29 protein-coding genes and 1 riboswitch are annotated in these 26,431 nt (G+C 38.6%); of the genes, 7 read left to right on the top strand and 22 right to left on the bottom strand.

What is annotated here, in order from left to right; genetic code table 11:
- Positions 1-39 precede the first annotated feature (39 nt).
- The 3 genes from F4V44_RS11900 to F4V44_RS11890 form a co-directional block, all read right to left on the bottom strand.
- Positions 40-213 carry an asparagine synthase gene (locus F4V44_RS11900; RefSeq protein WP_150440239.1) on the bottom strand — a complete coding sequence of 58 codons (174 nt, stop codon included), beginning with the start codon at positions 211-213 and terminating at the stop codon, positions 40-42.
- A gap of 105 nt (positions 214-318) precedes the next feature.
- On the bottom strand, positions 319-1,347 hold the full coding sequence (splB, locus tag F4V44_RS11895; RefSeq protein ID WP_150440238.1) for a spore photoproduct lyase: 1,029 nt from the start codon (positions 1,345-1,347) through the stop codon (positions 319-321).
- Positions 1,325-1,603, bottom strand: a complete 279-nt coding sequence (locus tag F4V44_RS11890; RefSeq protein ID WP_150440237.1) for a transcriptional regulator SplA domain-containing protein — start codon at positions 1,601-1,603, stop codon at positions 1,325-1,327. The genes splB and F4V44_RS11890 overlap by 23 nt, the downstream gene beginning before the upstream one ends.
- 209 nt (positions 1,604-1,812) lie before the next feature.
- Between F4V44_RS11890 and F4V44_RS11885 the strand changes: the two genes are divergently transcribed.
- A complete protein-coding gene (locus F4V44_RS11885) occupies positions 1,813-2,172 on the top strand; it encodes a carboxymuconolactone decarboxylase family protein (protein WP_150440236.1) in 360 nt (119 codons plus the stop codon).
- A gap of 66 nt (positions 2,173-2,238) precedes the next feature.
- Here F4V44_RS11885 and F4V44_RS11880 read toward each other — a convergent pair whose 3' ends face one another.
- The 7 genes from F4V44_RS11880 to tenA form a co-directional block, all read right to left on the bottom strand.
- Positions 2,239-3,093, bottom strand: coding sequence for a cytochrome c oxidase assembly protein (locus tag F4V44_RS11880; RefSeq protein ID WP_150440235.1), 855 nt, complete (start codon positions 3,091-3,093; stop codon positions 2,239-2,241).
- On the bottom strand, positions 3,080-3,568 hold the full coding sequence (locus F4V44_RS11875; protein ID WP_191090643.1) for a DUF2243 domain-containing protein: 489 nt from the start codon (positions 3,566-3,568) through the stop codon (positions 3,080-3,082). The genes F4V44_RS11880 and F4V44_RS11875 overlap by 14 nt, the downstream gene beginning before the upstream one ends.
- A 140-nt stretch (positions 3,569-3,708) precedes the next feature.
- Positions 3,709-4,566, bottom strand: a complete 858-nt coding sequence (locus F4V44_RS11870; protein WP_150440234.1) for a manganese catalase family protein — start codon at positions 4,564-4,566, stop codon at positions 3,709-3,711.
- Between the two features lie 213 nt (positions 4,567-4,779).
- Positions 4,780-5,802 (bottom strand): ABC transporter substrate-binding protein, encoded by a 1,023-nt coding sequence (locus tag F4V44_RS11865; RefSeq protein WP_150440233.1) that lies wholly within the window; start codon positions 5,800-5,802, stop codon positions 4,780-4,782.
- Entirely contained in the window at positions 5,802-6,542 is a 741-nt protein-coding gene (locus tag F4V44_RS11860) for an ABC transporter permease (protein ID WP_150440409.1), read from the bottom strand. The genes F4V44_RS11865 and F4V44_RS11860 overlap by 1 nt, the downstream gene beginning before the upstream one ends.
- A 5-nt stretch (positions 6,543-6,547) precedes the next feature.
- Positions 6,548-7,312: an ABC transporter ATP-binding protein gene (locus F4V44_RS11855; protein ID WP_150440232.1), complete on the bottom strand. Its 765-nt coding sequence runs from the start codon at positions 7,310-7,312 to the stop codon at positions 6,548-6,550.
- A complete protein-coding gene (gene tenA / locus F4V44_RS11850) occupies positions 7,305-7,979 on the bottom strand; it encodes a thiaminase II (protein WP_150440231.1) in 675 nt (224 codons plus the stop codon). The genes F4V44_RS11855 and tenA overlap by 8 nt, the downstream gene beginning before the upstream one ends.
- Positions 7,980-8,097: 118 nt before the next feature.
- Positions 8,098-8,199, bottom strand: a riboswitch (TPP riboswitch).
- A 213-nt stretch (positions 8,200-8,412) separates the two neighbouring features.
- Between tenA and F4V44_RS11845 the strand changes: the two genes are divergently transcribed.
- Entirely contained in the window at positions 8,413-9,756 is a 1,344-nt protein-coding gene (locus F4V44_RS11845) for an NAD(P)/FAD-dependent oxidoreductase (RefSeq protein ID WP_150440230.1), read from the top strand.
- A gap of 188 nt (positions 9,757-9,944) precedes the next feature.
- Positions 9,945-10,397, top strand: a complete 453-nt coding sequence (locus tag F4V44_RS11840) for a YndM family protein (RefSeq protein WP_150440229.1) — start codon at positions 9,945-9,947, stop codon at positions 10,395-10,397.
- A gap of 74 nt (positions 10,398-10,471) precedes the next feature.
- On the opposite strand, the gene F4V44_RS11835 is transcribed toward F4V44_RS11840, so the two are convergent.
- On the bottom strand, positions 10,472-10,783 hold the full coding sequence (locus tag F4V44_RS11835) for a hypothetical protein (protein ID WP_150440228.1): 312 nt from the start codon (positions 10,781-10,783) through the stop codon (positions 10,472-10,474).
- Positions 10,784-11,024: 241 nt separating this feature from the next.
- Here F4V44_RS11835 and F4V44_RS11830 point away from each other — a divergent pair, with 241 nt between their 5' ends.
- Positions 11,025-11,258, top strand: coding sequence for a hypothetical protein (locus tag F4V44_RS11830; protein WP_150440227.1), 234 nt, complete (start codon positions 11,025-11,027; stop codon positions 11,256-11,258).
- Between the two features lie 143 nt (positions 11,259-11,401).
- Here F4V44_RS11830 and purT read toward each other — a convergent pair whose 3' ends face one another.
- Both purT and F4V44_RS11820 read right to left on the bottom strand, forming a co-directional pair.
- Complete coding sequence (purT, locus tag F4V44_RS11825) at positions 11,402-12,562, bottom strand: phosphoribosylglycinamide formyltransferase 2 (protein WP_150440226.1); 1,161 nt, start codon at positions 12,560-12,562, stop codon at positions 11,402-11,404.
- Positions 12,563-12,787: 225 nt separating this feature from the next.
- Complete coding sequence (locus tag F4V44_RS11820) at positions 12,788-13,345, bottom strand: maltose acetyltransferase domain-containing protein (RefSeq protein WP_150440225.1); 558 nt, start codon at positions 13,343-13,345, stop codon at positions 12,788-12,790.
- A gap of 202 nt (positions 13,346-13,547) precedes the next feature.
- On the opposite strand from F4V44_RS11820, the gene F4V44_RS11815 reads away from it, so the two are divergent.
- Positions 13,548-14,579: an endonuclease/exonuclease/phosphatase family protein gene (locus tag F4V44_RS11815; RefSeq protein WP_223881870.1), complete on the top strand. Its 1,032-nt coding sequence runs from the start codon at positions 13,548-13,550 to the stop codon at positions 14,577-14,579.
- A gap of 135 nt (positions 14,580-14,714) precedes the next feature.
- Here the strand turns inward: F4V44_RS11815 and F4V44_RS11810 are convergent, their stop codons facing one another.
- On the bottom strand, positions 14,715-15,617 hold the full coding sequence (locus F4V44_RS11810) for an AEC family transporter (RefSeq protein ID WP_150440224.1): 903 nt from the start codon (positions 15,615-15,617) through the stop codon (positions 14,715-14,717).
- A 224-nt stretch (positions 15,618-15,841) separates the two neighbouring features.
- On the opposite strand from F4V44_RS11810, the gene F4V44_RS11805 reads away from it, so the two are divergent.
- Positions 15,842-16,516 (top strand): uracil-DNA glycosylase, encoded by a 675-nt coding sequence (locus F4V44_RS11805; protein WP_150440223.1) that lies wholly within the window; start codon positions 15,842-15,844, stop codon positions 16,514-16,516.
- Between the two features lie 163 nt (positions 16,517-16,679).
- On the opposite strand, the gene F4V44_RS11800 is transcribed toward F4V44_RS11805, so the two are convergent.
- The 3 genes from F4V44_RS11800 to F4V44_RS11790 all read right to left on the bottom strand — a co-directional run bounded on the left by F4V44_RS11800 (position 16,680) and on the right by F4V44_RS11790 (position 19,860).
- Complete coding sequence (locus F4V44_RS11800) at positions 16,680-17,234, bottom strand: hypothetical protein (RefSeq protein WP_150440222.1); 555 nt, start codon at positions 17,232-17,234, stop codon at positions 16,680-16,682.
- A 216-nt stretch (positions 17,235-17,450) separates the two neighbouring features.
- Positions 17,451-18,488, bottom strand: coding sequence for a cytochrome d ubiquinol oxidase subunit II (locus F4V44_RS11795; protein ID WP_150440221.1), 1,038 nt, complete (start codon positions 18,486-18,488; stop codon positions 17,451-17,453).
- Positions 18,489-18,501: 13 nt separating this feature from the next.
- Complete coding sequence (locus tag F4V44_RS11790) at positions 18,502-19,860, bottom strand: cytochrome ubiquinol oxidase subunit I (protein WP_150440220.1); 1,359 nt, start codon at positions 19,858-19,860, stop codon at positions 18,502-18,504.
- 288 nt (positions 19,861-20,148) lie between these two features.
- Here F4V44_RS11790 and F4V44_RS11785 point away from each other — a divergent pair, with 288 nt between their 5' ends.
- Positions 20,149-21,573, top strand: a complete 1,425-nt coding sequence (locus F4V44_RS11785) for a Na+/H+ antiporter NhaC family protein (protein WP_150440219.1) — start codon at positions 20,149-20,151, stop codon at positions 21,571-21,573.
- Positions 21,574-21,679: 106 nt separating this feature from the next.
- Here the strand turns inward: F4V44_RS11785 and nadR are convergent, their stop codons facing one another.
- The 5 genes from nadR to F4V44_RS11760 form a co-directional block, all read right to left on the bottom strand.
- Positions 21,680-22,702, bottom strand: a complete 1,023-nt coding sequence (gene nadR / locus F4V44_RS11780; protein WP_150440218.1) for a multifunctional transcriptional regulator/nicotinamide-nucleotide adenylyltransferase/ribosylnicotinamide kinase NadR — start codon at positions 22,700-22,702, stop codon at positions 21,680-21,682.
- Positions 22,699-23,343, bottom strand: coding sequence for a nicotinamide riboside transporter PnuC (gene pnuC / locus F4V44_RS11775; RefSeq protein WP_150440217.1), 645 nt, complete (start codon positions 23,341-23,343; stop codon positions 22,699-22,701). Before pnuC ends, nadR begins: the two co-directional genes overlap by 4 nt.
- A 172-nt stretch (positions 23,344-23,515) precedes the next feature.
- Complete coding sequence (locus F4V44_RS11770) at positions 23,516-24,301, bottom strand: ADP-ribosylglycohydrolase family protein (RefSeq protein ID WP_223881869.1); 786 nt, start codon at positions 24,299-24,301, stop codon at positions 23,516-23,518.
- A 37-nt stretch (positions 24,302-24,338) separates the two neighbouring features.
- Positions 24,339-24,944, bottom strand: a complete 606-nt coding sequence (nadD, locus tag F4V44_RS11765) for a nicotinate-nucleotide adenylyltransferase (RefSeq protein WP_150440215.1) — start codon at positions 24,942-24,944, stop codon at positions 24,339-24,341.
- A gap of 27 nt (positions 24,945-24,971) precedes the next feature.
- The gene (locus F4V44_RS11760) at positions 24,972-26,429 is read right to left on the bottom strand and encodes a nicotinate phosphoribosyltransferase (protein WP_150440214.1); all 1,458 of its coding nucleotides are present in this window, start codon (positions 26,427-26,429) and stop codon (positions 24,972-24,974) included.
- Positions 26,430-26,431: the final 2 nt, after the last annotated feature.

Here is a 26,431-nt window from a genome sequence, read left to right as displayed (position 1 = left end):
GAGCCTACTCATGTCCTGCTCAACCTTCCCATATTATTTCTAACGACGATGTGTGGCAAGGTCGATAACTCCCAATACCATATGGGCTAATCCAAACCCAAATACCGTATTGGCAATCATTTTATTGGTTCCGCGTTTTTGCTTTAAAGCATATCCTGTAGCGGTAACGGCTGAACCTAAAGCTGTTGGAATAAGTCCTTCACGAATATTCATAGAAGCTTCCCCCTGCCCGAAGTTAGTTGGTGTTTTATCACCGTTATTAGTGTTACCCTCAAAAAAGGAACTATCCAAAGTTAATGATTCTGCTACCATTACTTCCTAAGTGAAGTACTCTAACTTAGCATTAGGGAAAAATTTCTCCATATAAGTGAAAAGCTTACTTTTCAAATCTTCCTCTTCTTCTTTTTGATAGATATATTTACCGATTCCATACTTTCCCCATTTATATCTACGTTTCTCTTCATCTAACTCTAGTTTCGTCATCGGATAATTTTTCTCGATGACTCTTTTTGCCGGTTTTGTAAAACGATGCTGAATAAATTCAAAGGTTATATCATCTCTTGCATCAGTGGGGAGTTCGGCATCTAATCGTTCAAACATATGATAGTATCCTTCCTCCCATCCTTCATGCATATAAATAGGTGCGACAATAAAGCCTAACGGATATCCGGCACGGGCAACTTTGCCTGCTGCTTCAATCCGTTTTGCCAGTGGTGATGTTCCCGGCTCGAAGTTTTTAATAACATAATCGGCATTAACGCTAAAACGAAATCTTGTTTTGCCGTTGTGTTTGGCATCAAGTAAATGGTCAACATGATGAAATTTCGTCACAAACCGCAGCTTTCCATATTCAGACTCTGCAAAATGCTCGATGGCTCTTTTTAACGTATGGGTCAAATGATCAATCCCGACGATATCCGAGGTACAGGCTGCCTCAAATCTCGTCACTTCAGGGGCCCGCTCTGCCATATATTTATCGGCAGTCTCTAATATTTCCTCCACATTCACATAGGTCCGAATATATGGTTTACTCCCCATTGTGGTTTGCAGATAACAATAATGACAATGGCCCATGCATCCAGTAGCAAATGGAATGGCGTATTCTGCAGAAGGCTTTGATGTGTCAAATTTAAGTGTTTTTCGAATGCCAACAACGAGTGTTGATTTCGCCACCCGGTATTTCTGCAGGTCCGTGTCACCTGGTAAATTTCTCACCTGATTATGCGAGGTTGTATATCGTATTTCCACATCCATCTTTTCAAATTTCTCCTTCAGTTCTAAGCCCAAAGGATATTCCAATGCTTTCGGTTCAAAATAGACTAGCTTAGGAGTAAAAGGATTCATCATTCCACATCCCCTCTGAATCCCCATAATAGTACTGATAGGCTTGATTCGCTTCTGCTTCCGTTTTATATATGGCTGTTTCCTCTGTTAAGGGATAATAAGTCTCGTATAAAAATAAAGCCAATTCTCCTGGTTTCTCAGGGTTATTGACAACGGCTGCTGCTTGTATATTAGCCACATCCTGGGTATGCGGGTTTCGATAGAAAACGTACACGATATCTCCAGCTTGATAAGCTTGATTTTCGTTGGTTAGATCCATTCCATCACCTTTTCCTCTATTGATTACTTTCTGTTATGGTTTACATTATTAAAATTTTGCCTTGGATTCCTGTAATTATGTTTACTTGTAAATGGTAAAGGAGTGAAGTTGCAGCCAATTTTTATCCAATAAATTGGTCGTTTAATCCTTTCTATATAGCTAATAATAACTTTGGTCAATCAATAAATTTTAGGAATGGAGCTGAAAAAATGGAGGCTGGAAACTCTACAGAATCCGCATTGTTGAAATACAAAGAAGGCCTTGGTGTGTTTACACAAAAAATGCCTGAATTTGCAAGTAAATTTAATGAGTTTACGCAGGAATGCTTTAAAGCAGGCGCCCTGACTCAAAAGGAAAAGCAATTAATCGCCTTAGGCATAAGTCTCCATGCACAGGATGAGTATTGTATCATTTACCATATAAAAGGCTGTTTAGACCAGGGTTGTACAGAGCAGGAAATACTTGAAGCTGTTGGGGTTACTGCCGCATTTGGAGGCGGCGCAGCGATGAGTCAGGGAGTAACACTGGTGCAAGAGTGCATTTCTGAATTGAATCAAATGATGCAGTAAAAGTGTATTATATTCATTTTATGAATGGGGCAGTATCCGATAGTAAAACCAAGATACTTGCCCCTTTTAGATTTCTTCTCTTCTTACACTAATCCTCGATTGTTTAAAGTTGTTCGCTGTAAAGAATCTATGCGTCCGACTTGCTTTGTACCACTGATAACAGAGGATATAAATAATCACGGCATCTATCGCATCCCCGCCGTAGTACATCAACATCGCTCCTATCTCTGCATCTACGGCAGGAACTCCTAACGGCGGATGGACATAAATATATTTTGATAAGATACCGTGAAATGCCAAAGCAATTAAGAGAACACAAGCTCGATAGAGAAAGCTAGTTCTATGGGGTGTCGGCTCGATGCCAATCATGGATAAGATAAAAAAATAGCCTGCTAAAAATACATGGACATGAATCATAAAATGAATCAAAGGACTATCATGTATCATCGCAAATAAATCAGTTGTATAAAGAATCCACAATCCTCCAATATTCAGGATGGAAACAACAATCGGATCTGTAATAAAACGAATATACCTGCTTTTTAGTATCCTTGACAGACGTCTAGCTTCCGATACTTTGAGTGTTCTTAACAATAGAGTCATGGGTGACGATAGGACGAGAAAGAGCGGTGCAGCCATTCCAAACAGTAAATGACTCAGCATATGAGCTTTAAAATCGTAATGAGAAAGGTTTGCTAGCGGTCCAATGCATACTGCAGCTGTACAACATACCCCAATCAACCAATAAATAGATCGATAGAGCGGCCATTTCTTATAACAGCAGCTTGATACAGCTGCAGCCATAAGATAAATAATAATGATTAGAACAAAGAACAATCCTATAAAAACCTCGAATGCTTCTCCATTTAATTGATAGGGATGCATACCTTTTTCATGTTGAATGTGATTATGGATGCTCATGTGTGACAGCCTCATTTTTCTTTTTGATAAGAATCATACCTGCAGCAACCATTAGAATAGAAAGGATATTCCAAGTTAAGTCATATGGGAGAATATCCACGTTATACCGAATCTGATGTAATTTCATCAACTTGTGCTGAATAGTCCCGTCGTAAAGCTGAAAGATACCTCCTCCGAGAAGCATCCCTCCTACCCATCTAGTAATCCACAGTGCTTGAAATTTCTTCAGTTCAGCAAACATAAATAATGACCCGATGGTGGCAAACCAGCTAAACGCATGAAAAAAACCATCTGAAATTAAACCAATAGACGTAGTCGATTTGTCGTAAAAATGGTGCCAATGCAAAAGTTGATGAAAAACAGCTTCATCAATAAATGCTACTAACCCTATTCCAAATAAGAATCCAGACCATAGGTTACGAGAAAGATTTTTTTGACTCATATTATTTTGTGGGACTCCGAATTTTGCAGCCATTCAATCAACTCCAAGAAGATTTCCTTATTCGTTTTTATCTTGTAGTATAACCAAAATGAGGAAAAACATTTAGATTAAAAAGAATCGAAAAAATAGTAAAAAAGGATTGTACACGTGGCACATCCTTTTTCGTAACAATATTAAGAATTTAAATCATGAAGACCAGGACTATGTTCATTCGGCATTTCAGGAAGGATTGGAACTGGATATCCAGTTGGTGGGGGAACAACCTCCAGATTACCGTCATCTCTGCTTGGTGATTCGCCTTGGAATATTTGACCCATCAGCGTTTCATCCAATCTAAAATTAAATTGGGCATTGTGGAAGCCCATTTCTACATATTTACGGCATTCTGGATATTTATTGATGTCATAATTTGGTACAGGGAAAATCTTGCCCCAATTGACCCCAAGAGTCTCTAAAGCCTTTGCAAAGGCATTTTGATGAGCATTATCACGTACGATTAGAAAGGCTAATGTTTCTCTAAAAGTTTTGTTTGAACTCATTTCATAAATACGCGTTTTTTGCAGTACTCCTGTCGATTCTAATACAACGTTATCTAGTAAATCGGCGACTAAGTTTCCATGATTGTATACATAGTTACCATTCCAGGGATTACCGCCAGCATCTACTGGCAGAGAACTTTGTGCACCCATAATATAGTGATGTGGGTTTGCATGTTCTTTAACAGCGTCTTCTAAAGGAGCACCGGTGCTTCCTCCTGCACCGACTGCTTCTTCACCGGATCCATTCAAAAGCTGATTAATAGTCGTTTGTACGAGCTCCACATGGCTGATTTCTTCAAGAAAGATGCCACGGATAAGATCACGAAACGGTTTGGCGTTACCTCGGAAGTTAGAGCTTTGAAAGAAAAATTGCATCATCGTACGCATTTCTCCAAATCTGCCACCCAATGCTTCTTGAAGCACCTTAGCTGCTGCAGGATCTGGTTTGTCCGGAACGATGATATTAATAAGATCTTCTTTGTAGAAATACATAACTAACTACCCCCAATAAATAAGTTACTAAGATAGGTTTTCCCATTTGGATATGCTTATCCTAAAATACTGATTTAATTACTCATTTTTGTTTAGAAGAGAGAATGTATGATTTCAATTTGGTTAATCAATCTTTTAGGTACTTTCAATCCGTTATGGTAAACGTAAAAACACCTATTTTCTTTACAATAGAAAATAGGTGTTTTACCTTTATTATTCTTCTATATTCACCATCATGTCGCCAGCCTCAGGTATAGTGCTGATTAATCCTGTCTCCTTCAGCCAATGTGCCACTTCATCCCATGATTGTTCGTCTTGAGACCCAAAAGCAGCCCCTTCTCCTTCCATTTTTGGCAATAATACTTGAAGGCTTTCCTTCTCAATTATCTCTTCCAATGGAAAGTTCGCTTGATCTTGATTGTCTAACAGAATTGTAAGTGCCTCATCTGGATTTTCTTTCATAAACTGATAGCCTTTATTAGCTGCTTTCCAAAAGGCTTGAATGGCATCTTTTTCCTTCTCCAGCGTTTCATCACTTGTGACAAGAACGATTTCATTATAGGCGGGAACCCCATAATCAGTTGGATTAAAATAGCGTGTGTTAAATCCTTTATGTTTTAATACAGGAACTTCATGATTAATAAACGCTCCACTGACTGCATCAACGTTTTCAGTTACAAGCGATGAATTTAACTCAAAACCTATGTCAATGATATTGACTTTATTGATGTCCCCTCCATCATGTGTAACCATCGTTTCAAGAATGGCTTCATTTAAAGGGATTCCTGGATAGCCTACTTTCTTTCCTTCTAAATCCTTCGGTGACTGGATGGAACGATTCTCTGCAAATACCACATGATTTAAAGGAGAACGTACAATAGAAGCAATGGACTTAACCGGAACATTCTCATTTGCACGAGCAATGATCACGTCAGGCTGATAATATAAACCTAATGTCACTTTACCGGCTGCAGCTAGATTCAAAGGATCAGTCGGATTCGCGGGGAACTGAATATCTACCTTTACTCCTTCTTCTTCAAAATAACCTTTTTCCTGTGCTACGTATAAGTAACTATGGACAGCATTTGGATACCAATCGAGCATAATGCTGACTTCCTTTAATTCTTTGTCTTCTTTATTCTCTTCCCCGGAGCTTTTGGAAGTGGTATTCCCCCCGCAGGCTGCCAGCAATAAAATAAAGATCATACTTACAAGCATCATTACATGTTTTTTCATTATTCTTTTCTCCATTTCAAACATATTTTTTCTAACCATGAAACCAATGAAAATAAAAGGATTCCAACAATAGAGAGTAAGACAATGGGAGCGAAAACGGCTGCCCCGTCCATTTGTGTCATCATTCTCCGGCTAAAATAACCAAGACCCGCTTCTGCCCCAAGCCACTCTCCAATGGCTGCACCAATCACACTCACGGTAACAGCCACCTTTAATCCCGAAAAAACAGCAGGCAAAGCGGAAGGTACATCTAATTTTAAAAAGATATCTTTCTTAGAAGCTCCCATCGTAAGAAGCAATTCTTTTATATCCTTATTTGAGGAACGAAGACCATCAAAGGTGCTGACTGTTAAAGGGAAAAAGGTAATTAAAAAGGTGACAAATACCTTGCTCCAAATCGAATAACCAAACCAAACGACAAATATAGGTGCTAACGCAATCGACGGAATGGTCTGGGAGGCAATAATCAGCGGATAAAAGGTTTTTTCCGCAATTTTACTTATATTCATCCAAACAGCAAGTCCAATACCAACGATGATGGAAATAAGAAGTCCGACCACAATGATGAGCAACGTTGCGGGCAAGTGCATAAATAATAAAATCGTTTTTAACTCCCATAACTTTTGCAAGATATCTGTCGGTGACGGCAGGATAAAACTTTTATTATAGACACCTGCCCCGATTTCCCAAATAATCAATAGAACAAATACAAGCAGGCTAGATGCCAAATAGGATCTCATACGGTTCATTTGCTCACCTTTGAACGAAGCTGATCAATTAACTTCTCCTTTAATGTCACCATTTCAGATTTACTAACATCACGAATAGTGCGCGGGCGTCCTAAAGGTATTTTAACTTCTTGAATGAAAGTATGCGGCTTTTGCTGCAAGACGAAAATACGGTCTGATAAAAATAATGCTTCGTCGACATCATGTGTAATAAATAATATGGTCTTCTTCCTTTTCATCCATTGTTCGATTAACCATTCCTGCATGGTTAGTCTTGTAATCGCGTCTAAAGCGCTGAACGGCTCGTCCAATAATAAAATATTGGATCCACTTAAGATGGTTCTTAAAAAGGATACTCGTTGTCTCATCCCGCCTGATAGATTACCAGGAAGAGCGTTTTCTTGCCCCTGCAAGCCAAAATCATCGAGCAATTCCCTAACTTTAGCTTGTGCTATTTCCTTTTTGATGCCTTTAATTTCTAAAGGCAAGATTGCATTGTCCAAAACAGTCCGCCACGGCATAAGTAAATCCTGCTGTGGCATATACCCGACAGCTCCTAATCGGTTCGTTACATTTTCTCCATTTAATAAAATGGATCCTTTAAAAGGTACTTCAAGTCCAGTTATTAGACGGAATATCGTGCTTTTCCCTGAGCCGCTCGGGCCAATGATACTAATGAATTCATTTTCATAAATCTGTAAATCAATTCCATCAAGTATAGGTGCTTCGCTATTTTTATAATGAAAGATTACTTTATTAAACTCCAAGACTGGTTTATTCATCGGCTGGCCACGTTTCCTTGTGATAAGCCATATTCCAGAATAAATACTCAAACCGTGTTGTATTTAAGAAGATTTTTTCTAACTGAAGAAGCTCCTTTTCCGGTTTTCCTTCTGCTAATTTATCCAATAGATCAATACACCACTGTGCTGTCTGGCCAAATTCCTTTGAACTGTACATAGTAATCCAATCACCATATAATTCATGATCTAAAGCGTTTGGAATTTCACTCAGTTCTTTTCCGATTTCCCAATAGCTCCAGGCACAGGGAAGAAGCGCAGCCACAAGTTCAGCCAGTGTTCCATTTTGTGCTGAATGCAGCATGTAATGGGTATAAGCTAACGTGACCGGAGAAGGGGCGGCATTCTCTAATTCACTCTCTGAAATACCAAATCGGGCTGCGTATTGGCGATGAAGAGACATTTCTTCATTCATAGTTGCATGCAATAAATTGGAAAAGATTTTCATATCTTCTAAGTCTGCTGCTTTAACAGCACCAAGTGCAAACAGCTTAGCATAGTCAATTAAATATAAATAATCCTGAATCATGTAAAAGCGGAACTTCTCTGGATCTAGTGTTCCTGCGCCCATTTCCTGAACAAAAGGGTGGGTGTGATTTTTGCGCCAAATCGGCTGCAGCTTTTCAAGTAAACGGTCAGAAAACTTCATGTTCTACACTCCCATTCTAGCTATTTAGTTTATTTCAATAAAAAAACCACTGCCCTATTGAAGGAAGTGGTTACGGTTTATCACATGTTATATTTATGTACAGACAGGTATATATAACTTATAATAATGTACACTTTCCTTCGCTAGCATTACCTAGTGCAGGTTCAAGGGTTAAGGCCAATGCCTCTCTCAGCTTATTTAAGCGCCCCTAGTGTTACTTTTTTATTAAATTGTATATTCATATAGTTACATAATTCAAAAAGTAAATCAATAGCTATTTTTTCAGTTTTTATACTTTTTTGTCTATTATCGTTGAAGACACAAACATTCCTTGAAGGTTTTTCCAATATAAGAATAAAAACTTATGGTAAAATGAAGATTCCCTCAATTGGTTAACGTGAAGTAATTACACTTAATTGGCAGGTGTTCATCTATGTTTAACAGACAAAAAGCAATCATTATTGGCGGGGGTATCTCTGGGAAACTCGCTGCACGAGTTTTATCTGATTTTTTTAAAGAGGTAATCGTTATTGAACGTGATAACCGTCCTATTGGACCTTTTCCAAGAAAAGGCGCCCGACAAGGTGAACATATACACGCTCTTCTTCTTGCTGGTCAATACGGGCTTGAAAGGCTATTTCCAGGGATTACGGAAAAGTTCTATACCACCGGGGCGGTAGAAATGAATTCAACAAAGGACCTTTCCTGGTTTCATCATGGCGTTTGGAAGCTTCGCTATGATGGCCATTACCGAACCACACTTCAAACACGTCCACATTTAGAATGGCATATTGAGCAATCTATTGACAATCTATCAAATGTAACAGTCTTCTATAACCAGTCTGTCAGAAATATCCTCTATCATGCGAAAAAAAATCGTGTTTACGGGGTTGAGATTGTAGATAAGGAAAAGAACATAAGAACCTTAACAGCTGATTTAATTGTGGATGCAAGTGGTTCAAGCAGTATTACAACTAGCTGGTTAGAGACTCTCGGAATTCAGATTCCTCGTGAACAGGCTGAAATTGGATTGACTTATGTGAGCAAATTCTATCAGCTGCCGGACAATAAAACGAGGGACTGGAAGATAAAAATGATTTATCCGGATCCCCCTGCTGAAAAAATCGGTGGTACAGTCTCCTTGGTCGAAGGAGAACGTTATACTGTTACGATTATGGGCTACCAAAATGCTATCAAGGAAAAAGAAGTTGTCAAAAATGATCAGGGATTTCTAGAGTTAGCTAAAAAGCTGCCGCAATTAGATATTTATCATGAAATTAAGGATGGTACTCCCTTATCGGCTACTTCTATATATCGTATTCCAAAAATCATTTGGAAGCGATTTGATCAAGTCAAGCAACTGCCAAATGGTCTGATGTTAATAGGTGATACGATTTGTCGTATTGATCCTGTTTTTGGCCAAGGCATGAGTATTGCAGTTTTTGAAGCACTTGCACTGCAAAAGATTTTTCAAGATGGTAATTGTTCATTACAAAAAAACATTATAAACTTTCATAAAAAGGCGAGAAGAATTATATCCCCTATTTGGAATATGGTCGTTACTGAAGATTTCCGTTATCCAGGTATTATTGATAAAAAGCCAATCAGTCTCTCCATCCAGCAATGGTATGCAAAAAAAATCTTTCTATTATCATCCCAGCATCAAGATATCTATGATTCTTTTGCTAAGGTAATGAACCTTCTTGAACCAATGACAATATTGATAAAGCCAGAAATTTTAAAAAGAGTATTACGTCATACATTTAGTAAGAAATAACAAAGCAAAGCAGGCACCGCAAATGGACAGTATCGAATACTTTGTCTTTTTGTGGTGCCTGCCTATCACTTACCGAAACCTCAATGAATGCAGGGCCTGAAAAAAATAAGTGGCTCCTATGTGTATAAGGAATGAGGATAAAGGCAAATTAATAATAGGTTTTGGAGGTTAATTTAGGAGGAATTTTGATGAAGCACCTATGGGCTTTATTAATTAAATTTGCTGCAGTGGGAACGGTTGTCTTATCAGTATATGGAATTTTCAATGCGGATTTATTTGCACTTGTGATGATGTCATTGGTTCTTACTTTAGTTGCTTATGTTATAGGAGATTTATTTGTTCTTCGCAGAATGGGAAACTTCGCAGCCTCTCTTGGTGACTTTGTGCTTTCATTTGGATTATTATGGGTGATGAGTTTCCTTTTTATTAATACAGAAATGAATCGGCTGACTGCTGCCTTCATCTCTTCTTTTGCCATTGCTGTCATTGAAGCAATATTTCACCTGTATATTAAAAAGCATATTTTTTCAGATTCAGCTGACAGTTACATCCCTGGTGTTATCCGTGAGGATCGTTTTGTTACTGAGTTTTCTGAAGAGCTTGATGTAAGGAACAAGAAAAATCATAAGGATAACAAATGAGAAAAGGCTTGACCTCAATGCCACTTGCATGCTTCTATTACGTCAGAAACATGCAAGTGACTGAGTATTTGCTATTATTTCAATGCCTCAAGAGGAATGGGGTTTCCTATTTCAATAGGCACAATTAATGTTTTTCCTTTTATTTGTTCAAAGTTTGTTACATACTGCCCCTTCATGTTATTGACCTCTGTTGTTTTAAATTCTTCTGTTCCCAAAAGGTTTATTTGTTCATCCAGAGGTATTTGAGTGTCCAAACCCTCTCTTTTCACTACAATCAGTTCAGTTATATCATTTATGGTATGGTCGTACCAATAATTGAGACCAATCATACCGAGTATCAGCAGAATTCCAATGATGCCAAGGATATTCTTTGTATTTTTCTTCATAAAAGTCTCCCCCCTGCTCTTATTTGACTAACGCCAGATTTCCATAAAAAATAATCATTTGTTCTTTCATAAGATATAGTAGAGTTCATATTTTTATATGCTGAAAATTTTTAAAAGGCTTTAATGTCACATTTTCATGAACTGTCTTATGGTTAATTGAATAGTGTAGGGGTATGGATGTTTTATTCAAGTAGGTCATTCGGTAAGCCACATCCGCTTAAAACCTAAGGGGGAGTTTTAGATGGGGCTGCTTTTCGTTTCTATCTTTTTTTGGGGATTAATTTTTGTTTCTGTATGTTTATCCATTTGGGGTTTGTGGAAAAAATCATGGAAGGCATTTGTTTGGAGCGGAACTGCTTTTGTCATACCGTCAATCATACTTGCAACACAAAAGGGATTGTTAACTTTATTTATCCTCCTTCCCCTTCTTTCATTAGTTGCAGCCTACCTTACGTATAAAGGTCAAAAAAGGTAAAGACCGGATATCTGCAGAAAAAATGATAAATGATATTTCTCCAATGCATAAAGACCAAATCAAATTTGATTTGGTCTTTATGCATTCTTTCGGTTTGTGAATCAATCAAGAAAAGCTCTCCAAAGAAGCTTTTCTTCAGAGTATTAGACTTCCTTCATCTGTAACTTTTCTAATGCCTGTCCAGCATAATCTCTTGCCTGTTCTGCAGTTTCGGCAGTTGATAAGGCAACAGCAATTCTGCGGCCAACTTTTGTAACTGGTTTGCCAAATACACGTACCTGCGTATTTGGCACCGCTAATGCTTCTTCTATACCTGTAATGGTATAATCATTAACCTCTGTCTTTGCTTTCAACGGTCTGCTGGCACCAGGCGACAGCTGTGTAATTTCAGGAATGGGGAAGCCTAAAATAGCGCGGACGTGCAGCGCAAACTCAGAAAGATTTTGCGTAACAAGTGTGACTAGACCTGTGTCATGCGGTCTTGGTGATACTTCGCTGAAATAAACCTTATCTTCTGCTAAGAATAGTTCCACACCAAATATACCGTAACCACCAAGCTCATCAGTAATGGCTTTTGCTATCTTTTCGGCCTCTTCAATTTGAGCTTCTGTCATGTGATGCGGCTGCCATGATTCAATATAATCCCCGTCTTTTTGAATATGACCGATAGGCGCGCAGAACATCGTTCCATTTACGGCACGAACGGTGAGAAGGGTAATTTCTGATTCAAAGCGGATAAATTCCTCGATAATCACTCGACCGTTTTGAACACGGCCGCCTTCCATAGCTATGTTCCAGCATTCCTCTAATTCCTCTTCGGAACGGCAGACACTCTGGCCTTTTCCTGAAGAACTCATGATTGGTTTAATCACACACGGGAAGCCGATTTCCTTTGCTCCTAAGACAAATTCTTCGTATGTATCCGCAAATTTATATTGAGCAGTCGGCAGTTTTAGTGTTTCAGACGCTAATCTGCGAATGCCTTCACGGTCCATTGTCAGTTTCGCTGCACGTGCAGTTGGAATGACTCTGAATCCTTCCTCTTCCAGCTTAACAAGCTCAGAAGTAGCAATGGCCTCAATTTCTGGAACAATTAAATCTGGTTGTTCTTTTTCAACAACCTCTCTGACTTTATCTGGATTAAGCATATCCACACAATAGCTTCTATGTGCGACCTGCATGGCAGGTGCATGCTCATAGCGGTCAACTGCAATAGTTTCCAATCCGAGCCGTTGGGCTTCAATGATCACTTCTTTACCAAGTTCACCTGAACCAAGCAATAATACTTTTTTCGTTTGATACATGCTGAACACTCTCCTGTTCGATTAATATAACAGTTACAATAAATTCAATTTTTTATTGCATCTCTTTCTTCCATTCTACCGCGAAATATTCTAATTTTCGACAATTTTTTGTCGATTTATTTATTAGATTTTATTGTTGAATCTTATGGAGCAAGCTCGATAAAAGTCCGGGCGTACATTCGACGGGACGAATTTGATTCTGTTTTTTAACCTTGCCCTGATTCTTTAGTCAATTTTTTTAATCACTTTTGCTGGATTTCCACCTACGACCACTTGATCTGGAACATCTTTTGTGACGACGGAACCAGACGCGATGACGACATTATGGCCAATTGTAACGCCTGGATTGATTATCGATTTTCCTCCAATCCAAACATTATCACCAATGTGTACCGGGATGCCATATTCTGCTCCAGAATTTCTAGCTATGGGATTTAGCGGGTGGGTAGCAGTATAAATGTGAACACCAGGTCCCAAAAGACAGTTATCTCCTATCTTTATTTCACAGACATCTAAAAAGATACATTCAAAATTAGCATAGAAATTCTCACCCACATGGATGTTATACCCATAATCACAGTGAAAGGATGGTTCAATGTAAAAGCTTTGTCCTGTTGATCCAAATAGTTCTTTAATTATCGATGTTCTTTGGCTGTCATCACTTTCAATTGATTGATTAAATAATCTTGTTAGTCTGCGTGCTCTTCTGCGTTCTTCCGTTAAGACGGGATCTGCCGATTGATATAGCTCCCCGTTTATCATTTTTTCCTTTTCCGTTTTCATAGACAAAAATCACCTTTTGAAGTAATAATACATGTTATCTATTCTATTTTGATTCTTTTTCACGCAAAATGCAAAAAATCATTTGTTCTATACTGTCCGAAAAATACGCAATAGAGAATTCGCTCCTGATTCATTTGCCGTTTCACAATGGACAATCACTTAATATATATAAGTATATTTAGAAAGAAAAGAGTGAACTGTTGTGGATGAAAACATCAAGGATTGTGATTGTGAAGGTGATAACTTCCCTTATAATGATGATCAGAGTAACCAGATAAGTAAAGATTCGATTTCCTTTATGACTTGGAATCTATATCTTGGTGCGGATTTATCTCCACTTTTTTCTGCAACGATACTTGAAGAAGTTCCCCGACGGGTTACAGAAGTCTATCGCCAATTTCTCGCTACTAATATTGGGGAGCGAGTAAAAAAAATAGCCCAACAGATAGCCTTGTTGAAACCTGATTTTATTGGATTGCAGGAAGCTGCGTTATGGCAGCTACGCCAGCTAATGGTTCCGGATGTTCCGCACGTAACATTTGATTACGTTGACCTTCTGTTAAGGGAATTGCAGAAAAAAGGATTATCCTATGAAGTAGCAGCCTGCAATAAAAACTTCTCAGCTCAATTGCGATCCAGTCAAGGAAACTTTGTAAGGTTGTCGGACAGGGATCTAATCCTCATTCGTAAGGACTCACAACTTAAGGTTGTAAAGAGGCAAGAAGCCAACTTTAAAACAAATTTAATCACAAAACTTGGCGGGCAGCGTGTGGAGCTTCTTCGGGGATGGTCATCCATAGATGTTAGTCACGCTGATCATCTCTTTCGGGTCATTACTACTCATCTAGAACCTGCTTCAACCTTGATTAATTTACACCAAGGATATGAATTGCTTGATGGGCCGGCTAAGACGAACCTGCCTATCATTCTGCTTGGGGATGTTAATATAAATAAAGAAATGGCTTTGCCTCCAACTACTTATGGGAATTTTCTTCATGAGGGTTTCCAGGATGTCTGGAACGAAGTAGGTCAAGGCCCAGGTCTGACCTGCTGCCAAGACTCTGATCTTCTGAATGCGTTTTCAACATTAAACAGAAGAATTGATTGTATTCTATACAAAAATGGATGGAAGCCAATATCAGCAAAAATTATTGGAGCAGAGCAAACGGACCGAACGTCAAATGCCCTCTGGACATCTGACCACGCAGGAGTAATAGCCAATTTGGAAGCATAGGGCCGTTTCCTCTGCTTCCAAATTGGCTATGAGCAGGAATAGGTTAAAGTCAAAAATACCAGACAATGACTAGGACTGTCTGGTATTTTTAGATTGATTCTTTTGAACGGAAATTTAAATAACGCCTAGTACCTTTTATCGTATAAAAAAGATGGTAATGGGGATAGTTATCAAGCTGATGAGCGTAGTGACTAAAGTTGTAAACGATAGCAAATCGGGTTTTACATTGAATTGAACCGCCAGCATCGTGGTATTGGCTGCAATCGGCATGGCCGCTAACAGAATAAAAACTTTATGGATGAGATCATTCACAGGCATAACGTTTACTAGCATGACGGCAATAATTGGTGATAGTATCATACGAATAATGGTAACGGTATTCACATATTTAAGGTCAAATTTGGCTGATTTAATTTCGGCAAGCTGCATTCCTAATATGAGCATAACGGTTGGAATAGAGGCTGAACCTACAAGGCTGATTCCTTCCAAAATCGTTGGCGGTAGTTCAATATGGGCTGTCTGAAAAATGATACCAAGTAAAACACCATAGATGACAGGCATTTTTAACACACTTTTGAATGCATCTTTAACTGTAGTTGACCTTCCGCTCCCATAGGAAGCAATAAAAATACCAATTGTATTAATAAGTAAGGCATGAATGACCATAATAATAACTGCATAATCAAAACCGGCTGAGCCAAAAGCAAACAATGCCACCGGAGCACCGTAATTTCCGCTATTTGGAAAAATAGTTCCTAACTGCAATGCTGAGAGTTCTGATTTATCCGATTTCATCCATTTTCCAGTAAGATTGGTAATGCTAATAATAATGATAACAAGCAAAAGTGAAAACAGAAACATATAGAAATATTCAATATTTAGTTCCTTTGTATAAAAGGTATCAAAGGTTAAAAATGGTAACATTAAGTATAATGACATGGTTGAAATAGACTTTATATTTAATTTAAGAAGTTTTTGACCGATAAAGCCCGTCCCAAAAATGAGAAATGCCGGTAAAACGATTAAAAGTAGATCCACAAAATAAAGCTCCTTTCTCTATCCCGGATACATATATATTGGAAAAAAGTATAACATTATAGAATAATAATATAATAGGTATATCATACAACCTTTTAAATATCAAACAATTTTCGTCATAAATTCCCAGCCGACAATGTTTTCAAAAAATAGAAGCAAGAGTCCCGCTCTTGCTTCCTAAATATAATTACTTATAAATTATGAGGAAATGAGTGTGTGTCATAATGGCTATCTTAAAAAATGATTGGGCTCCTTTACTCGAGAAGGAATTCGAGAAGCCTTATTATCAGCATTTAAGAAATGTTTTGAAGACTGAATACCAAACAAAAACGGTCTATCCGGACCAAAATGATATTTATAATGCCTTGCATTTTACTTCTTTTAAAGAGACGAAAGTAGTAATTATTGGCCAAGACCCTTATCATGGTCCTGGACAGGCTCATGGATTAAGTTTTTCCGTGAAGCCTGAGGTTGCCATTCCTCCTTCTTTGAAAAATATTTATAAAGAGCTGCATTCTGATTTGGGCTGTTCTATTCCGAATCATGGGTACTTAGTTGAGTGGACGAAGCAAGGGGTTTTGCTGCTTAATGCAGTATTGACTGTGCGCGCTGGTGAGCCCAATTCTCATAAAGCTCTAGGCTGGGAGATGTTTACAGATAGAGTAATTGAAACCTTAAATGCGAGGGAAAACCCAATTGTCTTTATCCTTTGGGGACGTTTTGCCCAAGAAAAGCAGCGTTTGATTTCTTCAACAAGGCATTTGATTATCAAGTCCCCACACCCTAGTCCTTTATCAGCTAATAAAGGTTTCTTCGGCAGCAGGCCTTTTTCTAAAACCAATGAATTTTTACGGGAAATTGAGAGTGAACCAATTGATTGGCAGATTACGAATCGATAGTTTTATGCTCTTTCTTTCGGAGCTAAAAAAAGACTAAATCTAATCAGCAGATTTAGTCTTTTTTTTAAGGAATAATAGAATCTAGCCTATATATAAAACGGTAAAGAACAGGTTGAAAAGCCATAAAAGGATGGTCTTTTATTTTTTTCCTCCGTAAGGAATATTAGCGTACATCCTGCTGATTCTTTTTTACAGCGTTATAGAAGGTTTGTTGATTATCAACGGTAAAGAAAATCCGTTTTTTATGACTAACCTTTCCAAACAGTCCTTTATTTTCCACAGGGTTTTCCAATACTACTTCAAAGGTTGGATCAGCCAAACCTATCAAAGATAAATCAAGAACATCTTTATTTTTCCGATCATTTTCGTAATGGAGATTCCCTTTTCTAATTTCTTTAATGTGCTTAACTGGGATCTTCACTGTCCTTCGAATACCAATTTTTAATGACAGGATATCGTTTTCAAGTGTTATGGGGTGTTTCTTAACTGCACGCAAATCAGCGAGAAGAAAAGCAATCACGAAAATGGAGAGGCTCAAATGAATCCAGTGCAGAATGGGACTCCATTTGATTAGAAGAAAGGATACGCCTACAGCCTCGATAAGAGAAACAGAAATCATGGCCCATACAAAAGCAGTATAGCTGGACTCTTTGTGATAGGTAAAGTGACCTTCATCGTTTTTGTTCTCATATTCATGGCAATGTATGGATGAATTCATTATTCCAGCTCCTTTCCTCATTCTTCTTTTATCACTATATGGTGCACTCTTTTTAATACATTGAAATAATTTAGGATATCTTCTTCAGAAAACTTCATAAAATATTGTTCAAAAATCATATTATCCTCTATATTGTAAAGGATTACTTAACCCAGGAACAAGTAAAAGTCTGAATTGTGCGAAAAAACAGCAATAAGGAGCATACTTACATGCTCCTTATTGCTGTTTTTTTTGTAGATATCGGTTGTCATGCATAAACATTTTCCAAAAGTAAATAAATCCAGGAAAGAGGATGGCAAATCCTGCTATGTATGTAGCAAAGATGGCACGGAAGGAATTTGGATCTGTAAAACCTGATTCGATTGTCACATGTGGATAGACCATATAAGGCATATGAGCATGTCCATAAACAAAACTCGCCAATAAGTATTGGAGTGTTACAGCAATTACAGCGACTCTGGGCATGCCCATCTCTTTATTTTTTGAAAAATGAGGCAGATATAGTGCGACACCTGCAATGACGAAACAAATGACGGATAGGATCAGATATGGCAGCTCATCCATCATTTTTTCATAAATCCAATTAGCCTCTTGTTTTAATGTAAGCATGATGAGAAAGGCCATTACTAGAGAAATCGGTCCTGTAATCATAGCATCCTTTCGATAAACTCGATAAGCTTCTAACTCACCTGATACCTTTGAGTAGTCTGACAGAAGCAAAGAAGATAAAAACAACGTACTGCTGATTGCAAACCCGATGAAGGCATACTCATTTGGACTCGTGAACAATTTTCCTAAGTCCAATGTTTGGCTGTTATCATCAAAAATAACATAATTTCCGTGTGTGATAGGCAGTACGCTGATTAATAAAGCAGGTAACAAAATGCCGGCAATCCCGGAAATATAGGTAAGAACCTTCTTATACTCCTCTGCAATATGTGAAAATACTAGAAAGGCGCTCCTCAGTGCCAATAATAATAGAATAATGCTCCCTGGAATGAGCAGGATGGTGCCAAGGGTGTAAGCTGCACCGGGAAACATGCTGTATACCGCAATGACTAATGCGACAATAAAGGTATTGGTAACCTCCCATGTCGGAGATAAATAACGATTGGCAATATTTGTTGCACCAGTTTTGGTCCGATTGATATAAACCATTGACCAAAAGCCAGCGCCGAAATCCATTGTTGCCATAACCGAATAAATAAACACAAAACCCCAGAGTACAATGCTAGCAATAATTGCATCTGACACGAAATCCCCTCCTTTACGAGTTCGTACTAAACAATGGAACACCTTTCGCTTCTGCTCTATGTAAATCATCTTCAACGGTATTTCTTTTAAAATAATACAGCAGTACAAATAATACAGCTGCCGCCAAAATAACGTAGACAATAATAAAAAAGGTAAAGAGAACGCCGAGATTTCCAGCTGTCGTGACAGAATCGGCAGTCGAAAGAATACGATAGATGGTCCAAGGCTGTCTGCCTGTACATGCAAAAATCCAGCCGCTTTCAATGGCTATGACGGATAAGGGTCCGGATAAGACCAAGAGCCACATAAGCAGTTTTGGAAAATCCTTTTTCAGCCATTTATTCCAGAATAGGGTGAGTGCGGCAAGCAGAATGAGAAGCGAACCGATGCCGACCATTACATTGAATAAAGTATGAATAAACAGCGGCGGCCACCATTCTTCAGGAAAGTCATTCAATCCGATGACTTTCGTATCGAAGCTGTTACCAGCAAGAAAGCTTAAAGCCCATGGGATTTCAATCGCCCATTTCACTTCCTGTGTTTCCTTATCTGTAAACCCTCCAATAGCAAGTGGCGCATGGGTTTGCGTTTCGAATAGACCTTCAGCAGCCGCCAATTTTTCAGGCTGATATTCATGTAAATACTGGGCAGATTCATGTCCATTTACAGCAGTAAGTAATGAGAAAATTCCACCAACAACCACACTTAGGATGAGTGCTTTTTTGTGGAAAAGATAAAGCTTGGAACCAACAGCATTCTTTAACATTTTAAAGGCCGCAATGGAAGCAACGACAAATGCGCCTGTCGTGTATGCTGAAAGAGCCACATGTCCAGCTGTCACAAAAAAACTTGGATTAAAAAATGCTTTCCATGGATCGACATCTACGATTTCTCCATTTTCAATTCGAAACCCGGCAGGTGTACCTTCAAAGGCATGTACATTTGTAATGAGGACAGCTGAGCCAAGGGCACCGATGGCCACTAGTGTGAGACTAACAATCCTCATCCATGGAGGGATTCGGTCAGCCGCATACACGTAAATAGACATAAAAAGGGCTTCAATGAAAAACGCATAGATTTCAATTTGGAATGGCAGAGCCATAACCCTGCCGATGACCTCCATAAATCCCGGCCACAGTAGGGAAAGCTGTACTCCAGCAATTGTACCAGTAGGAATACCCACTCCAAGCAATACAGCAAAAGCCTTCGTCCACCGTTTGGCCATGACCGCATATTGGAAATCTTTTGTTTTCTGATACATTAATTCAGCCATTAGAATCATAAATGGCAGACCTACCCCTATCGTTGCAAAAATGATATGAAAGGCCATTGTTGTCCCAAACATAGACCTAGCTATAACTAAATCATCCATCCTACTCTTCCCTTCGTTTGTATAATCTTGTGCTAGTATTTGCAATTAGAAAGGAAATTATTGATGTCATTTCCAAAGTTTTCAATGAAAGATTTATGAAAAGGCTAACCGCCATTTAGGTGATTAGCTCTTTTTATTCTGCCGTATCAGTTGATTAATTTATGTCCGTTCATCGTGCATCTGGTTTTGAATCATCATTTTCCTTCTGTAATAATGCGCTTATGTATATGGTAATACTAACGAAATGATATGCAATGTATCTGTATATAACATTAGGGGGGAAAGATTTTGGAGCAAACATGGCTTTCTCTGATACCATTTGTCATTGTGATTTCCATGTCTATATGGTTAAAAGATATATTGCCGGGACTTGTCGTCGGTCTGCTTGTCGGATCGACGATTGTGACATCAGACATCCTGAACGGAACTCAGCAATCAATAGACTATATGGTTACGACATTCTCTGATGAAAACAATATCAAAATCATAAGTTTCCTCTATTTATTTGGCGGTTTAGTAGGTATGATGAACATCGCTGGGGGAATCAAGGGGTTTTCAGAATGGATTGGCGCCAAAATAAAGACAGAACGCGGTGTACTAGGAATTATATGGTTTACACTGCCTTTTACCTTTATGATGCCAATGTTTCGAATCATGATGATTGGACCCATTGTGAAATCTTTGATAAAAAAAATGAACCTGCAAAAAGAAAAGGTGGGCTTGACTCTCGACATCTCTACAGAGTCTGTCATCGTTCTTCTACCGGTGGCGACAGCATTTGTCGGCTTTATGGTTTCACTAGTAGAAGGTGGAGTTAGAGGACTAAACTTAGGTATGTCTCCATATGAAATTTTTTTATTAAGTATTTTATTTAATTTTTATGCCATTGTCATGCTCTTAATCGGTATGATTCAAACAGTCTGGCCTTCAAAAAAACTAAATCAACTCAGTAAGGAGGTCGACCATGAGCAGCTTGATGAGGAAGAGCACGAGTTTCATCGCGCGGGAATCAAAAAAGAACTATCTCTCGTAAAAGCACAACCTTGGCATTTAATTATCCCTGTCTTTTTGCTGCTTAGCTTATCCCTTTTTCTTCTTTGGGAAGATGGAGTTTCTTTAGGAGCCAAAACCCTATTCGAAGCTTTCGCTATGGCTGATGCAACGTTTGTCATGCTGTTAGCGGTGTTTATTACCCTTATTTTCACTTTTATATTTTATATTGTCAGGAAGCAAAAATTAAACGAAATTATGTATCATTTTTATGATGGCGGAAATCAAATGATGCAACCCATCAGTTTGCTTATCCTGATTTGGGCACTTACCTTATCAGCAGAGGACTTGGGCTTTTCCGATTTCATCAGTTCCACTCTTGGTTCGTTCTTACCTGGATTTATGACTCCTGCTATTATCTTTTTGATTGGATCAATTACAGGTTATTTTATTGGTTCCTCATGGGGAACTTGGGGGCTATTTATGCCATTAGGAATTGCCTTAGCGCTTTCAACAGAAGCCTCTATTCCTTTAACAGTCGGGGCTGTATTTGCGAGCGGCGCATTCGGTGCTATTACTTCACCATTAGGTGACACCACCATTACAACCGCCTCCATTTTAGACATGGATATCATTGAATATGCTCAATATAAATTGAAAATCTCTTCTATTGGTGCTATTATTTCGACCATTTTGTACATTGTTGTCGCATTAATGATTTAAAAAAGGAGTTCAGTTGTTTGCCATGAAACAATTGAACTCCTTTTTTAGATGGCTGAGAAGGAAGGATTTGACCCCCTGAAGCCTATTGCCCGAATTCCCCATTGTCTTAACTTACTAGTGTATTTACCAACTTGATAGCCCTGTCCAACCGCTCATAATAGTTCCCTTTTATCTCTTGATACAGAATCCCTTTCCTATCAAGCATTCGTTTTAATTCTAAGTGATTGTTTTCCCTAATGGTTTGTTCTCCATGAACCCTCAATCCATCATCCACCCATTTAACGTCCGGCTCTAATAACAACCAGAGGTCATAGTCTTGCAAATCACCGATTTCATCGAGCACTTTTTGTTCCTGATTACAATAGAGCTTTGAATAATATTGCGTTATCATTGCTTCTGTATCGATAAATACAACCTTATTAGCCTTTTGAATGGCTTGGTGCTCTAAAAGCTTGTGGCCGTATGCAATCCGTTGAAAATCTTCTGGCAGTAAAAGCCCGTCACAGCCTCCCAGTTCATCACAAACCATCCTTCCGTATTCTTCCACAACGGTCGTATTAAACAATTTTGCTAAATATCTAGTCAATGTCGATTTACCGCAGCTTTCAGTCCCTACGATAACGATTTTCTTTACAAAATATGGCTTCACTACATCCGGAATATAGTTCCAATGAATAAAAGGTCCTTCCTTGCGAATCCTCGTAGCTGATATAGGTATTTTCCTTCGTGTCTCGTCTAACAGTATATGTTCTGAATTGGGATAGATTTGCTTAAAAATCGGAGTATAAGCAGTCTCAGAGCTAAAAACGATATCAATCGGTTTGCCAATGGTATTTCGTATCGCCATACCTCCTTGGGCCCAATCATATTCTTCCTCGTTCTCTGCTTCATCTTTAATGGAAAGGACATGAACATTCTCCATATCTTTTGTGAGCTGACTCAACCATCTTAACCTGACTTGGGCTGAAATATAGTCAACTTTGCTATTGTCACAAAGAGATCTATCTCTTTTTTCAGAATGACTAAGAATAACAAACAATTCATCTACCATACACGCGGCCTTGGTGATACTATATACATGGCCCAAGTGTAAAGGTAAAAACTTTCCTCCAATAAATCCAACCGTCATGCAGCATGTCCCCCCTGTCTGATATAAATTTTTTTCCAATTATAATAGCCGTAGATGGCATTAAATAAATAGGCTACCCACATAATAAGGACCGTCACATCATTCCCCGAAGTCAGAAAAGCCGTTAGCCACATCCAAATGGAAACCATGTCGACAATAATCCATGTAATCCATTGTTCTACTAGTCTCTTAATCAGAAATAATTGAGCAGCTATTTGTAAAATAGTAGTAGTAGCATCTACATAGGGTTGGGCACCGCCCATTTTCTGTAAGACATTGCCTAATAAAATCGTTGCTGCAACAATAATGATTCCCCAAATTATTTTTTTCTTTTTATCCAACATGCTTACAGCAACATCACTTATATCCTGATTTTTCGCTTGATGTTTTTTCCATAACAGGAGTCCGATTATTTGCATCGGTAAAAAATACAGAAGATTTAAAGCAACCTCTCCATAAAAGCCCTGTTGATAAGACAAATAAGCGTATAACACAACATTTAATATACCGGGATAATAGTTACCTAGTTTTCCTTTTGCAACCAGTACAACACATAGCATCCCTGACAAAGAAGTAATTAGGCCAAGAAACGAATCTTGCCAGGCAAAAAAAAGATACAGATTAATAGCTGTGAAAACCATGAGCCAGGCCTTCTCAAATAAAGTCCAATGGCTAAACACCTGTTTTAACAATCCCCTCACCCCGTTGCTTGTTTAGGAAGCCGAAGAACGGTCTCTCTGCCGCACTAGCTCTTGTGCTAGTTGTGAATTCTTGTTTTTGTAATAAGGCGTCTTTGAACTTGCCTGGTATCATTTAGTAACCGCAGGAGAGACCGGCTAGTCCGCCGGCAATAGCAGCAACAGTATCTGTGTCGAAGCCTTCGTTGGCTGCACCGATGACAACTTGTGAAAAGGAGTCGCTTGTGAACAGCCAGTATAAGACCCATTTCATCGTATTCACTACGAAGCCATCTGGGGGACAGTCGGGTTTTTCTCCGGTAATAGAAGATTCATACATCGTTCCTTTGATTTCATCATGAATGGCATTTTTGAGTGGTTTTCCATGGAGAACGTGGAAGGCGATTCGATTATAGATAATACATGCTTCAGCGGCCAACCGATCAAAATGAGTCATGTTGGATTGATCCCTTGTGACAGCTTCTACTTTTTTCACATCTTGATAGTAAAGAGCAACAGGGAGGCATCTCATGAGAGAGCCGTTCCCAGCAGATCTTTCGTGAAGCATATGATAATGGGCATTTTTTGCACTATCAAACCAATTACCATTAAACGTACTTAATACCGTACTGATAATGATACCAACATCTTTAGGCTTTGTGGCATACCATTTTAAAAATTCATTTCCTATCGAATCAACCGGATGATCAGGATTTGCTAGAATCCCTTTTGCTACTGCCAAAGTCATTGCCGTATCATCTGTTGTTTCCCCCTTTTCTAAATGCCAACAGCCGCCGCCAATGATGTCCTGAACTATGCCATATTTTCGGGCAATTTCTCCTTTTGTCAGAAATTCAGTAGTACCGCCTAATGCATCCCCAATTGCCAACCCGAATAATGCCCCTTTTACTTTATTTAACACGGGATTCACCTCGCCCATTTGATAGAACAGAATTCTATTATTGATATAATCGATGTTTCAAAGCATATTCTAACGCAGGCTGTGGAACTAAATATCGCACACTTAATCCATCCTTTATCCTCGAGCGGATAAGTGTTGAACTCGTTTCTATATTGACCCCTTTACTCAGACAGTCAAAACGATGTTCATTTTTTATCAAGAATGAATCTTTTGCGATAATATCCGCCATATCATAGCCTTCTCTGCCCATTACTATAAAACAATTGCTTTCTATCAGTTCATGTCCTTTATGCCAGCTCACAATGTCTTGCAGATTATCGGCTCCCATGACAAATAATAACTCATCGTTTGGAAATTCCTGTTTTAGCTTTTTCATCGTTTCATACGTATACGTTTCCCATCCTTCTGCATCCATTTCAATTGTATTTACTTGGATTTTTGGGTTATCAGCTGTGGCCAGCCGAGCCATGTTCAGCCGATGCTCATTAGAGGTTAAATCTCTCCCTTTATCCCTTCGTTTAATAGAGGACGGTACGAGAATCATACCGTCCAGCTTTCGTCTATCAATGACCATTTCCATTGTGACTAAATGTCCAATGGTAATAGGATCACATGCAGAACCAAACACACCATAACGCCCCATGAATGACTTCCTTTCTAGAGAAAATGACTAAAGGCTTTCAACCTTTTTTCTGACCTGCTTAATCTTTTCCATTTTATTTTCCCAGCATTTTGGACTTAAATCGACCGGGTATTCTTCAGGGTTCAACGGCCGTTTATATTCATCCCAAAGTAAAATAAGATTTTCTTTTACAAATTGTTGAATGTCCTTCAGCGGTGGAAGCTCATAAACTAAGTTTCCATTCTGATAAATATCCTTATGCAATTCCCGTGCTTCAAATTGGGTAACCATTTTACTGATATACGTATGAACGGGATGGAACATGTGCAGACTTTCTTCTTCGTTCGGTTTTTCATGTTCTAATGTAATATAATCGCCTTCGGACTTTTGATCTTTTTTATCAATAATTCGGTAAACTCTTTTCTTTCCTGGTGTTGAAACTTTTTCTGGGCTAGATGAAATCTTTATTGTATCTTCGAGCTCACCGTTTTCGTTTTCTATCGCTACTAATTTATAGACAGCACCTAAAGCCGGCTGGTCGAAGGCAGTAATCAACTTCGTTCCCACTCCCCAGCTATCAATTTTGGCTCCTTCCTGTTTTAGATTCAAAATCGTTTGCTCATCAAGATCATTGGAAGCCACGATTCTTGTCTTAGTAAAACCAGCATCATCCAGCATTTTTCGTGCTTCTTTTGAAAGGTAGGCTAAATCACCGCTGTCGATTCGGATGCCATTGAATTCAATGGTGTCTCCCAATTCCTGGGCAACTTTTATGGCAGTTGGCACACCGGATTTTAACGTGTCATAGGTGTCGACTAGGAACGTACAATTCTTATGTGTTTTAGCATATTTATGAAACGCCGTATACTCATCTTGATAAGCCTGAACAAAGGAATGGGCATGTGTACCAGCCACTGGAATTCCAAATAGTTTTCCTGCTCTTACATTGCTAGTTGCATCAAAGCCTCCAATGTAGGAAGCTCTTGCACCCCAAATCGCTGCATCCATTTCCTGGGCCCGTCTTGAGCCAAATTCCATAAGGATATCATTTCCGGTTACTTGTTTCATACGAGCTGCTTTTGTTGCAATTAATGTTTGATAATTGATGATATTTAAAATTGCTGTTTCAATCAGCTGTGCTTCAGCCAAAGTGGATTCAACACGTAGTATCGGCTCATTTCCAAAAACAAGCTCGCCTTCTTGCATGGAACGAAGGTTTCCAGTGAAACGAAGTTCCTTTAGGTAATCTAGAAAACCCTCTTGATACCCCTGTTCCCGTAAATAATCTATATCTGTTTTTGAAAATCTGAAACCATTTAAATACTCAATTACTTTCTCCAATCCGGCAAATACGGCAAATCCATTTCCAAAGGGCATTTTGCGAAAATAAAGATCAAAGACTGCCTTTCGATTATGAATCTGGTCCTCCCAATAAGTTTCCGCCATATTTATTTGATATAAATCCGTATGAAGGGTTAAACTGTCATCTATATGATTTGCTTTCATTA

It is taken from the genome of Niallia endozanthoxylica, from assembly GCF_008710145.1.
Lineage (GTDB): Bacteria > Bacillota > Bacilli > Bacillales > Cytobacillaceae > Bacillus_BD > Bacillus_BD endozanthoxylica.
This window is presented reverse-complemented; position numbering and strand designations above follow the sequence as displayed.